The sequence below is a fragment of the Amycolatopsis sp. lyj-108 genome (genome assembly GCF_046549005.1).
Classification (GTDB): Bacteria; Actinomycetota; Actinomycetes; order Mycobacteriales; family Pseudonocardiaceae; genus Amycolatopsis.
The window spans coordinates 19,194-29,059 of record NZ_JAJPWQ010000010.1; the positions used below are offsets into that span (position 1 = coordinate 19,194).

Sequence of the window (9,866 nt, forward strand, 5' to 3'; positions counted from 1 at the left end):
AGCGGAATCCGTGCTTCACTCCTTGCCATGCCGTACCGCCGGACCCCGAAGACGCAGGCCAGGCTGGACTCGCAACGAGGCGAGATCCTCGCCGCGGCCATCGCACTGCTGGCCGAGACCGGCTATGCGGGTTGCTCGATGGCCGCGGTCGCCGCGCGTGCGGGCGTGGGCACCGGCAGCGTGTACCGGCAGTTCCCGTCCAAGGCCGACCTGGTCGTCGAGGTCTTCCGCGAGGTGGTCTCCCGGGAGGTCGACGCCGTCGAGGCCGCCGCGTCCCAAGGCGACGTCCGCGAGCGCGTGGTCGCCGTGATCGAGACCTTCGCCGGACGGGCGTTGAAGGCGCCGAGGCTGGCGTACGCGCTGTTGGCCGAACCGGTCGACGCCGTGGTGGAGGCCGAGCGCCTGGTGTTCCGCCGCGCGTTCCGCGAGGTCATCGCGAGGAACATCGCCGACGGCGTGACGAGGGGACTGCTGCCTCCGCAGGACGCGGAAGCGACCGCCGCGGCGCTGGTCGGCGCGGGCGCGGAAATGCTGGTCGGCCCCTTGGCCGGGGAAAGCGGGCCGGACACGATCCCGCAGTTGGTGACCTTCACGCTTCGCGCGCTGGGCGGTTCCGATGGCGTTTGAGACGCTCACGTACCGCGTCGAAGACCGGAAGGCCTACCTGACCTTGAGCCGCCCCGAGCGGCTCAACGCGATCAACGACGTTTGGCGATCGCTGAAACCCACCGTCTGCCAGGTGCAGGGCCACGCGATCGCCGGCGGCAGCGACATCGCGCTGTCGTGCGACGTGCTGATCATGGCGACCGACGCGCGCATCGGCTATCCGCCCGCACGGGTGTGGGGCTGCCCGACGACCGCGATGTGGGTCTACCGCGTCGGCGCTCAGCGGGCGAAGCGGATGCTGCTCACCGGCGACACCATCGACGGCGCCACCGCGGCCGAATGGGGACTCGCGCTCGAAGCGGCCGTCGAGGAACTGGCCGACCGGATGGCCGGCGTGCCGACGAACCAGCTGGTGATGCAGAAACTGATGATCAATCAGGCCTGCGACAACATGGGCCTTTCCGGCACCCAGACCCTCGCGACGCTCTTCGACGGCATCACCCGGCACACCCCCGAAGGCCGCTGGTTCCGCGAGTTCGCCGAACGCGATGGTTTCCACGAGGCGGTGGCCTACCGCGATTCCGGGCAGGTCATCCCGGACGGCGGCGGCCCGCTGCCCGAGCACAAGGATCCGAGGAGGTCGTCATGACCGCGAACACCGAAAGCGAACGCGTCGCCGAACGCCTGCAGCGCTCCTCCGCGCGGCTCTCCTACGACCCGGACGTCGATGTCGACTGGCAGGCACCGCTGGTCGACGGGGCGTTCGGCAAGGCGCCGGAGCGATGTTCCCTGTACGGCACGGAACTCTGGGAACGTCTCGACGAAACCCAGCGCGCCGAGCTGAGTCGCCAAGAAGCCGCGGCCGCGGCGGCGTCGGGTATCTGGTTCGAGCTGATCCTCATGCAGGGCCTCGTGCGCCACGTCTACAACAGCGACCCGACGACGCACAACGCCCAGTATGCGCTCACCGAGATCGCCGACGAATGCCGTCACAGCACCATGTTCGCCCGCTCGATCGAAAAGAGCGGAGGCGTCGTCCGGCGCCCGAGCCGCTCGGCGCACCGCGCGGGCAAGCTGTTCGGCGCGATCTGCGGCCCGGCGCTGCTGTTCGCCGGCGCCATCTACGTCGAAGAACTCGCCGACGGCATGCAACGCGAGATGATGCGCGACGACAGCCTGCAGCCGATGATCCGGATGATCTCGCGTATCCACGTCATCGAAGAGGCTCGTCACATCAGCTTCGCCAAGGACGAACTGGGCCGCGCCTGGGCACGCCACGGCCGCGTCGGCCGAGAACTGATCCGCTGGGCGATCGCCGGGATGGCCTACGTCGCGACATCGGAGTTGTTGCACCCCAAGGCATACACCTCCGTCGGTCTCGACCCCCGCGAAGCCCGCCAGGTCGCCGCCGCGAACCCGCACTGGCGCCGGACCAAGGCGGCGTGGGCTGCCAAGGCCGTCGAACACTTCACCGAGATCGGCCTCATCGGCGGCCCGAGCCGCCGGCTCTGGCGCCGCGCCGGCGTCCTCGACTGAACAAGGAAGGCACTCCATGTCCAAGCTCCTCGGCCTCGGTATCGCCGCGACCGGCCTCGCCCACTTCGCCGCCCCGGCGGCCTTCGAACCCGTGACGAAGATGGCCTTCGCCGACGACATCCGCACCTGGACCTACCGCAACGGCGCCACCGAACTCGCCATCGGCCTGGCGATCGCGGCCAGCCCCACGCGGAAGGCCGGGTTCGCGGGACTGGCCGTCTATGCCGGCTGGCTGGGAAAGCGCGTCCTCGCCCGGCGCTGAGGTCCCAGCCGGACCGGGTCTTGCCGGTCGCCCGAAATTTGCTAGTGAGTTTGTGCGCCGGTGGAGTTCGTGGTGCTCCACCGGACCCCGTAGGCGAATCCCGGTGTGAGGTGGCGGAACTCGACGTGTACTTCACCCGAAGCGTCTGGCGTCAGTCGCACTCCCGTCACTCCTGTGTCTCTGGCGTCGTCTTGAAACACTCGCTCAAGTCGTAGAACCTGGTCGGGCGCAGGAGTGGCGAAGCGGATGTGAAGGTCGAACAGATCGACTGGAAGCCGGGGTACGCACACGAAATGTGTGTACCTGAAAGGAGCCCGGAATCGTAGTGCAAACTCATGCCGGTCACCGCGAGAGAGTTGTCTAGGCTGGGTCCTGGAGAGCTTCATCGGAGGTGGAGGATTGCGGCGCGGCAGTAGGCGGCGCGTTTGGCATCGCGTCACGGAACCGCGCGAAGACCTCATAGACCGAGAACGGCCTGGACACGACGTCGAGGCGTGCCAGGCCGTTCCGACGCTGGAACCGGCGATCAGCCGATCGGGCACAGCCCGGCTCTGTCGCCAGTGCCGCCTCCCGATCGAAGCGTGCGACGCATGATCGACATGGAATATCCTCCCTTCTAGCGATCGGCCTGACCGCTGAACCGCATCAGGCGAAGGCATTGAGTGCGCAGCAGAGAGTCGGACCGACCCGGATCGGACGTGAGCTGTCGCACGACCGGCAGGCTCGGGCGCGTCGTCAGGCGAAGCTGGGAGGCCAGCGGCAGGCCGGAGTTCAGGACTGTCCCGTACTCGGAAATGGCCCTGGCGAGCGAATTTGCGGGAGTTTTCTCGTTTGGACGGGCCAGGTAAACCGGCTTTCCGGTCGCGGCGGCGCATGCAGTGTCGCGACCGTAGTCGCCCACCACGAAATCGGCTTGCGCGGCAAGGATCCGCCATTCATCTCCGGGCCGCAGGAACTCCACGCGCTCCTGCACGACTTCCCCGGCCCACGCTTCCAGCTGCCGCCTGCCGTGCTGCGCCCACACGTCCGGGTGGAGCCGACAGACCAGGCGCGTCTCCCGAGCCGGCAGAGCTGTGGCAAGAGCTCGGAGGAAAGCCGGGGTCCTGGCGAACAACGAGCCGGGCCCCCGGTCCGACAGCACAAGACCCAGCCTGCGGCCACCGCGAATCCAAGGCCGCCGTCGGCAGGCGCGAAGCAGCTCGTCATACCCTGGGTCGCCGACGACCACCGAGTGCCGGGCCAGCTGCGGAGCCTCGGCGCAAAGCCGGGCCAACCCCTGCAGCTGCGGCAGGCCGACGAGTACCGGTTCGGGATGCGCTTGCCGCAGCCGTAGCAACCGCACGATTGCTGCGATACAGCACCGGCCGTTGCGGTCGACGATCGCGCCCTCGGCTGAAACCTCGGGCAGCACCAGCAGCGGACCGTTCAGCAAGCCTGCCCCAGCCGGGTCGGCAGTGACGACCAGATCGAAGCGTTCGCGGACGGCGCGTCCCCACGGCGTGGTGAGTGCACCGATTTTGGCGATGTAGGTGCGGACCAGGTCTTCGGCTGGACCGGGCGGCTGGGTGAAGACGACCTGGAAGCCCGGCTCCCGCTCGATCGCCTGAACTGCCGCGCTCACACGCTCGCCGGCTGCCACACTGTGCACCACCGCCAGGATTACGCGCCGTACCGGGTAGGTCTGTGCGCCGTACCCGGCCGTCCACCGCGGTGTGAAGTCCGCCGATTCCGCATACCCCATGGTTTCCTCCCTGAGTGGTCGTTCCGACGGCGCCACTATCCGTGCCGGTTGTGGGGGAAACCGTGGTGAAAGCGTGGTGGCCCGTTCGGCCGGAGCCGGACGAGCAGCGGTCTGGTTCACTGAGGAACCATGGACGAAGTCTGCGTCGACCTGTGCGTTCTCGGTGCGGTGCGCTTGCTGGTGAATGGCGAAGCAGTACACCTGGAACCTCGGCAGGGCACCGTTCTGGCGATCGCTGCTGTGGCGGGAGGCAAGGTCGGCTTCGGCGAACTGACCGACCGGTTTGGGGTGAAAGACCCGGCTACGCTGCGGTCTTACGGCGCGAAGTTGCGGGCTCGCTCAGGAGTCGAGCTGGTCAAGAAGAACAAGCGCACGGTTCTGCAGCTGGCGATCGCGCAGGACTCGGTCGACCTGTGGCGGTTCCGCACTGGGCTCGCCGGCTGTGCCGGGTTGACCGCCGCCCGGAAGCTCCCGCTGCTGCGCAAGGCACTGGAGTGCTGGCAAGGACCGCCACTGGCTGGGCTGGACCCACGCTGGGTGAGTGACGAGCTCGCGCAGCTACGGGCCGAAGGACGCCAGGCCTTCCTGGAGCTGATCAAGCTCGCTGCCGAACAGGAAGGACCGGAAGCCGCGGCCGGCCACGCACAGCGAGCAGGCGAACTGCTACCGGACGACGACGAGATCCGGGCCGTGCTGTGGCACTTGTGGGCCGAATGCGGCCGAGCGAGCGCGATCGCCGACGACCTACGCCGGCGTGAAGAGCTGCCTCCTGAGCTCGGGGCTCCCTCACTGGTGCATCTGCGCAAGGAAGCCAGAGCACTGGTGGCGGAGGCGCGGCGAATGTCGGCAGCGATTCCCGAGCAGGTGCCGCGCTCGTTGCCGCCCGTGCGGTCGACGGTGCACGGACGTGAAGCCGAGCTGGCCCTCCTCGACACCCTCACCGACCCTGGCAGCGGGGTCCGCGTCGTGACGGTCCACGGACTCGGTGGGCTGGGCAAGACAGAGCTGGTGGTCGAATGGGCCCATCGCGCGGCGGCGCGATTTCCCGACGGTGTCCTCTTCGCCGACTTGGGCGGCTTCTCGCCGTCCGGTTCGGTCCGGCCTGAAGTCGCCCTGGCCAACTTCGCGAGGCAGTTGGGAATTCCGCTCGCCGACCAGGCCGGTGATGCCGGGCCTGCCGCCTATCGGACTGCCGTGAACTCCCGCGCCGTCCTGGTCATCGTTGACAACGCCCCCGACGTCCGGCAGGTGGCGGACCTCCTGGCTGCAGGAGAACGTAGCCGCACTGTCGTCACGACGCGTGCCGCCGCCACCTCGCCGGCTGTGGCGGGTGCGCGAATGCTGAACCTGCAGCCGATCACCGGCGAAGCCAGCCTGACCGTCCTGCGCGAAGCCATCGGTGCGGAACGGACCGCGTTGGAGCCGTTCGCGGCGGTGAGGCTCATGGCGGCGTGCGGGGGATTCCCACTTGCGGTGAGGCTGGTCGCCGCGCAGGCGCGGCTCAACCCGACCGTCGAACTGGCGGACCTGCTGACCCGGCTGGGCACGGCCGCCGCGGTGCTGGGCGCGAAACCCGAAGGAGAGCCAGCGTTGCACAACTCACTCGCCTTGTCCTATGCGCCACTGTCCGCCGAAGCGGCCCTTGTGCTGCAGGTCGCCGCGCTCCATCCGGGACCCGAGATCGCCCTGGAAGTGATTCCGTTCTTGACGCGTCTGCCGGTGTCCTCGGTGCGGGACGCTGTGGACGAGCTTCTGCGGGGGAACCTGCTCATTCCGGTCGCCGGCCGGCGATTCCGCCTCCACGACCTGGTCCGCGCCTTTGCCCGAGAACGAGCAGACGAAGAGCTTCCCGTAGAAGAAGTGCACGCGGTCCGGGAACTATTGCTCGGGTGGTTGCTGGCCGCCGCCCGGCTGTCCGATCGCGCCCTCCGATCCGGTCGGGAGCTACCGGACGACCTCGTGGCCGCCGATGACGCACCGTTGCCTGCGCCGGCAAAGGAGGATGACGGCCGACAGTGGTTCGAGACCGAGCACGACACCCTGCTTGCCGTGCTGGACTCGCCGGACTTCAAGTCTTTCACGGAGTACCGGTGGCGACTGCCTCTCGCCCTGTGCTGTTACCACACCCGCAACGGTCCCTGGCCGACGGCGGAACTCCTGCTGGCCTCGGCCGCCGAGATCGCCAAGGACGAGTTGGATGTCCCCGTCCGCACGCGGTATCAGGCTGTATGCCACCGGCTGCTGGGCAACATCCAGCGGAAGCTGCGGAAGTTCGGAGCCGCAGAGCGCAACCTCGCTACATCGATCACCTTGGCAGAGGACGTCGGTGATCCGCTGGAAACGGCGAACGGTCACCAGCAGATGGGCGTTTTGCTGGAGGATCGGGAGCAGTGGGCAGCAGCACGGCACCACGCGACCGTGGCCGGAGGTCTGTACGAAGGACTGGCCGACGACCGCGGAGTCGCCGCGACGCTGCCGACGGAGATCCATTGTCACCTGGAGCTGGGTGAACCGGAGCGGGCGTTGGAGCGGGAGCCGTTCGCCATTGAGGTGATGACTCGCGCGAGCACGCCTTACAACCGAGGTGCACTGCACCGCGTCTTGCTGGACTGCCATCTGAGGCTGGGGAATCCGGCCGAGGCGATCGCCCACGGTGAGGCCGCCCGCGCGTGCTATCTCGAGTCCGGGGCACCCACGAACGAGGTCCGCGCGCTGGCAGCGCTGGCCCGAGCGTATGAGGCGGGCGGCCGATCCGAGGACGAACTGCGCGTGCTGCGGGACTTCGTGGCCCGCTACCACCGGTTGCGGCAGCGGGAACCCGAGGACCAGCAGCTGCATACGGCGGTGAAGCGTCGGCTAGCCGCTTTGGGCGCCTGAGCCGGTCAGCTCCCGGCATCGGGGTCGCCGTCCTCCTCATTCGCGTCCCGCATCGGCAGGATGTACTCCTGCGCCTTCCGTGCGAGGTGCAGTGGCAGCGGCCGGCTGAGCGCGTCGCGGTAGTCGGGTGCCTGCCTCAGCTGGTGAACGGCCATGGCCAGGGCAGTCGGGGCGTCCCCGGTATCGGGATGGCAGCCGAGTACCGCGATTTCGACGAGGCCGGGGTTCCACGCGGGGCGGTCGACATCGATCGTCGGCTCGCCGGCCCGCTCGCCCCGGCGGATCGGCCGGGTCTGCAGCTTGTGTGCCTCCACGGCGGAAGTTTGAGCGGTGGAGGCCTTCGGCGTGGTGCTGTAGAAGATCCTCTCGTGCTCCGGGCCGGTGCTCGTCCACAAGTTGGCCGGCAGGCCGTTCACTCCGTCCTCGTCGGCGGCGAGGCCCCACCACTGTGGGGTCTCCCGCCGTTCCCCGGTGCGGATCCGGACCAGTCGCAGCCACGGATTCGGCCGCCCGGCCGGCGCGACGCCGGTGCGGATGAGGTCCCGCCGGACCTCGCCGTCCTGCACCCAGGTCCAGAGGTTCCGGATGTTCTGCGCGTCGACGAGGAGCACCGTCGGGGTACCCCTGACCTCAGCTGAGGAGAGCAGCCGGTGCAGGAATTCCTCGGTGGCGGACCGTTGCTCGTCCCGGGTGCGTGCCCAGTCGAACCACGGCTCGTCGTGGTCGCCGACGCCGGTCAGGTCGTGCGCGGAGACGGCGGCGAGGGCGGGTAACCGGGTCAGGTACCGCGGGTAGGCGATCCACGCTCCCATGCCTTCGACGGCTTCGGCGTCCCAGGCCAGGATCTCATCGGGCGAACCCGCGCCGGCGCGCACCAGAACCGCGACAGGGAACTTGCCCTTGGCCGATCGGGCGGTCGCACCGCGTGCCTTTGTCGCCATCCACACTGCGAGGTACTGGATGCCGTCGGGCAGACCGGCTGGGACATCGGTGCGCGGTACCACCGTCGCTCCCAGCTGCCGCAGTGCGTCCAGCCACGACGACTCGGCCGCAGCGGGAAGGGCTTTCTTGGCGCGCCGTGTGCCGGGGGTGGTGACGAACTGGGTGACGACACCGCTGTCCGCCGCGCCGAGACGCAACGCGAACTTGGGATCGTTGCGACCGCGGAACACGGTGCGGCCGTGGATCTCGACGAGCGCGACCGTGGGAACCGCGGCGTCCGCACCGTTCTTGGCGAGGAACTCGCCCATGTCCGCCCGGCGCTTGGCCAGCGCCCGGGCGGCACGGTCGGCCAGGTCCCGTACTGGCTCCCGAGAAACGCCGAGGCTGTCCGTCAGACCGTTGTCCAGCCGAAGGCAGCTCACCTTCACCGTCAGCTCCGGCGTCTGCCACCGCAGCACGACGGGCTCGCCCCGGCCGCTGCGATCGTGGGCGCCGGTGCTCACCTCACTCGCCCCGCCGTCCCCTTCGAGACCGAGCACACCGACGAGTGCGGTGATCACCTGGTCGCGCGTCGCTTCGGTACGCCAGAGCAGCCGGGCCGTGAACTCCGGTGTGCCGGACCAATCCGCGTACAGCGTCGCCAACGACGTCCGCCGGGCACGGTGCAGCTCGACCTTGGCCGCTGCAGTTCGCTCGGTGGAGCCACCCCGGCGAACATTGGCCGGCTTGTTCGCGGGCAGACTCGACCGGGTGAGGTCCGGGACCCTGGCCAGGTCTGGCAGAAGGGCCCGCTCGGCCCAGTCGACCAGGCGGGACCGTTCGTGGGACATGAAGCCGGCGCCGACGCCGTGCTTGCCCATTGGCGTGCTGTATGCGATCAGGGCGTCAGCGCCGCGTTCCCCGGTGAACCACCGTTCGGGCTCGCCGAGAAGACCGGCGGGATCCGGGAATGGCCGCCGGCCGCTCGCGAGTTTCGCCATAAGGTTCGCCGGATCACCATGTCGCCACCCGAGGCTGTCTTCGCGTGAGGTCACGTACGCGACGCTGAAGCGCTCGCTCACGGGAACTCCAGGCAGCCAAGATGTCACCGGACGCAGGTAGACGGCGCTGTCCCGGCGGTACCCTAGGCGCACCAGTCCGGTCTCCGGGTCGGGATGCGTCGCCCACCGGCGCACTCCGAAGTGCAGGTGCACTCGTGGCCGGGCGTGGAACGGCACCGTCTGGAGGGTGACGGCAACGGTGACCGAGTACCACCACCTCCCGTGCTCGTCGTCGTGGTACAGCGGCTGGGACATCAGCTCCGCGCCCTGCTGACGGGATTGCCGGGCGACGGACCGAAAGCGCAGCACCTGCCCACCGGAGTCGTACGGCTCGTGCTTCTGGAGACGGTTGGCGAAGTCCTGCGTGGTGAGCAGGTACTGGAGCGCGGTCGGGTGAGCGGTTCCGCCGTCACTGACGTCGCACCGTGTCAGCGAAACCTGCTGTTTCTTCCACACCGGAGGCTCGGCGCGCAAAACTTGGCAGACCTGACTCGCCTCTCTCGGATGGTCCGTGCCGATTTCTTCAATCCAGAACTCCAGCAGCCGGAGCAGGATCGGGACCCGTAGTGGCTCGCCCGCGTCGGCCGGGCAGTACAGCCAGGTCCGCGGACCCTCGCTCGCCGCGACCGAGCGCGGCAGCACGCCGAGCCGTACGTCCAGAGCCTGGAGCAGGGAATCCAGCCGGCGGGTCGGCGGTGCCAGCAATCGGGCCCGGCCCGTCCGGCCGAGGTTGGCCAGATCGAGTACCTGCGCGGCGAGATTCTCGGGAAACTCCAGTGTGTGGAACTCTGAGGTGAGCCCGTCGCCGTCCGCCGCGGGTTCGTAGGCGGCCTGGCGGATCGAGGTGTAGCGCGGAGCCAAG

At 68.9% G+C, this 9,866-nt stretch carries 7 protein-coding genes; 5 read left to right on the forward strand and 2 right to left on the reverse strand.

Annotation, left to right across the window (positions count from 1 at the left end; translation table 11 throughout):
* Positions 1 to 27 precede the first annotated feature (27 nt).
* From ACLJO0_RS30770 to ACLJO0_RS30785, 4 genes are read left to right on the forward strand one after another with little or no spacing between them, the layout of a single operon-like run.
* On the forward strand, positions 28 to 627 hold the full coding sequence (locus ACLJO0_RS30770; protein ID WP_125673681.1) for a TetR/AcrR family transcriptional regulator: 600 nt from the start codon (positions 28 to 30) through the stop codon (positions 625 to 627).
* Positions 617 to 1,255, forward strand: a complete 639-nt coding sequence (locus tag ACLJO0_RS30775) for a crotonase/enoyl-CoA hydratase family protein (RefSeq protein WP_410582272.1) — start codon at positions 617 to 619, stop codon at positions 1,253 to 1,255. The genes ACLJO0_RS30770 and ACLJO0_RS30775 overlap by 11 nt, the downstream gene beginning before the upstream one ends.
* Positions 1,252 to 2,142: an AurF N-oxygenase family protein gene (locus ACLJO0_RS30780; protein ID WP_410582273.1), complete on the forward strand. Its 891-nt coding sequence runs from the start codon at positions 1,252 to 1,254 to the stop codon at positions 2,140 to 2,142. The genes ACLJO0_RS30775 and ACLJO0_RS30780 overlap by 4 nt, the downstream gene beginning before the upstream one ends.
* Before the next feature lie 16 nt (positions 2,143 to 2,158).
* Positions 2,159 to 2,404 (forward strand): hypothetical protein, encoded by a 246-nt coding sequence (locus ACLJO0_RS30785; RefSeq protein ID WP_410582274.1) that lies wholly within the window; start codon positions 2,159 to 2,161, stop codon positions 2,402 to 2,404.
* 616 nt (positions 2,405 to 3,020) lie between these two features.
* Here ACLJO0_RS30785 and ACLJO0_RS30790 read toward each other — a convergent pair.
* Positions 3,021 to 4,145: a hypothetical protein gene (locus ACLJO0_RS30790; protein ID WP_410582275.1), complete on the reverse strand. Its 1,125-nt coding sequence runs from the start codon at positions 4,143 to 4,145 to the stop codon at positions 3,021 to 3,023.
* Between the two features lie 129 nt (positions 4,146 to 4,274).
* Here ACLJO0_RS30790 and ACLJO0_RS30795 point away from each other — a divergent pair, with 129 nt between their 5' ends.
* A complete protein-coding gene (locus ACLJO0_RS30795) occupies positions 4,275 to 7,022 on the forward strand; it encodes an NB-ARC domain-containing protein (protein ID WP_410582276.1) in 2,748 nt (915 codons plus the stop codon).
* Between the two features lie 5 nt (positions 7,023 to 7,027).
* Here ACLJO0_RS30795 and ACLJO0_RS30800 read toward each other — a convergent pair whose 3' ends face one another.
* Positions 7,028 to 9,865, reverse strand: coding sequence for a pPIWI_RE module domain-containing protein (locus ACLJO0_RS30800; protein WP_410582278.1), 2,838 nt, complete (start codon positions 9,863 to 9,865; stop codon positions 7,028 to 7,030).
* Position 9,866 lies beyond the last annotated feature (1 nt).

Excerpts from the sequence above, each read along its gene's own strand:
- ACLJO0_RS30790 (WP_410582275.1), bottom strand. The coding sequence starts at position 4,145 with ATGGGGTATGCGGAATCGGCGGACTTCACACCGCGGTGGACGGCCGGG.
- ACLJO0_RS30795 (WP_410582276.1), top strand. The coding sequence starts at position 4,275 with ATGGACGAAGTCTGCGTCGACCTGTGCGTTCTCGGTGCGGTGCGCTTG.
- ACLJO0_RS30775 (WP_410582272.1), top strand. The coding sequence starts at position 617 with ATGGCGTTTGAGACGCTCACGTACCGCGTCGAAGACCGGAAGGCCTAC.
- ACLJO0_RS30785 (WP_410582274.1), top strand. The coding sequence starts at position 2,159 with ATGTCCAAGCTCCTCGGCCTCGGTATCGCCGCGACCGGCCTCGCCCAC.
- ACLJO0_RS30770 (WP_125673681.1), top strand. The coding sequence starts at position 28 with ATGCCGTACCGCCGGACCCCGAAGACGCAGGCCAGGCTGGACTCGCAA.
- ACLJO0_RS30780 (WP_410582273.1), top strand. The coding sequence starts at position 1,252 with ATGACCGCGAACACCGAAAGCGAACGCGTCGCCGAACGCCTGCAGCGC.